General features: G+C 68.9%; 2 protein-coding genes. Both read left to right on the top strand.

Going from position 1 to position 1,082, the window contains the following annotated elements:
- The coding region (locus tag C5E41_RS32960) for a class I adenylate-forming enzyme family protein (protein WP_146097793.1) at window positions 1-873 on the top strand (873 nt) is incomplete at its 5' end.
- Entirely contained in the window at window positions 870-1,076 is a 207-nt protein-coding gene (locus tag C5E41_RS32955) for a ferredoxin (RefSeq protein ID WP_104379558.1), read from the top strand. The genes C5E41_RS32960 and C5E41_RS32955, both read left to right, overlap by 4 nt.
- Window positions 1,077-1,082: the final 6 nt, after the last annotated feature.

Here is a 1,082-nt window from a genome sequence, read left to right as displayed (position 1 = left end):
GTGATCGCGCCGGTGCCCTGGTCGGCCGCGGCGATGTTCGATGTCCTTCGCGCGGAACGGATCACCGTCGCGGGCGCGGTGCCGACGCAGTGGGCGAAATTGCTGGAACTGCCCGCCCTCACGCCGGGGGCGCTGCCGCACCTTCGCATCGGTGTGGTCGCGACCGCACCGGCCTCGCCGACGCTGGTCCAGCAGACCACCGAACGCATCGGAGCGCCGCTGGTCGTGCGGTATGCGATGACCGAATCGCCGACGATCTGCGGTACCGAGCCCGGCGATCCCCCAGAGGTGCTGTACCGGACCGTCGGCCGGCCCCAGACCGGCGTCGAGGTCGTGATCACCGATGCCGGCGGCTCGCCGCTACCGGCCGGGCAGATCGGCCGGGTGCGCATCAAGAGTGGTTGTTCGATGCGCGGCTACTGGAACGATCCCGAGCTCACCACCGTCGCATTCGACGATCGGGGCTACCTGGTCAGCGGCGATCTGGGACGCTTCGACGTCGACGGGAACCTGGTCCTGGCCGGTCGATCCGGGGACATGTACATCCGCGGCGGGTTCAACATCCACCCGGTCGAGGTCGAACAGGTCCTGGCCGAACATCCCCGCGTCCGCGCCGCGGCCGTGGTGGGCCTGGCGGCCGAGGTGATCGGCGAGATCGGGGTGGCATTCATCGTCCCGGAGGATCCGGACGCACCGATTTCGCTTGTCGAACTCCGGGATTGGGCCAAGGCCAGGCTGGCCGACTACAAGGCGCCCGATCATCTGATCGTGGTGGGCGACCTGCCGCGCACCGCGATGTCCAAACTCGACCGCAATCGCCTGCGGCAGCTGGCCGCCGACAATCCGCCCCCGCCGAGAAGGAAGGCACCATGAGCACCCACCAGCGCATTCACATCGCTCTCGACCAGTGCGAAGGACACGGTCAGTGCGCGGCCGTGGCGCCGCGGCTTTACGAACTCGACGACGACGGATTCGCCCTGCGGGCCGATTTCGAGGTCGCGCCCGACCTCGTCGAGGAGGCCGAATCCGGGCTTACGGCCTGCCCGATGAGCGCCATCCGGTGGCGCGAGGACTGAACATCC

The sequence above is a fragment of the Nocardia nova genome (assembly GCF_002933465.1).
Lineage (GTDB): Bacteria > Actinomycetota > Actinomycetes > Mycobacteriales > Mycobacteriaceae > Nocardia > Nocardia nova_B.
Note: the sequence above shows the minus strand (reverse complement) of the source record. Positions and strands in the feature narration are given on the sequence as shown.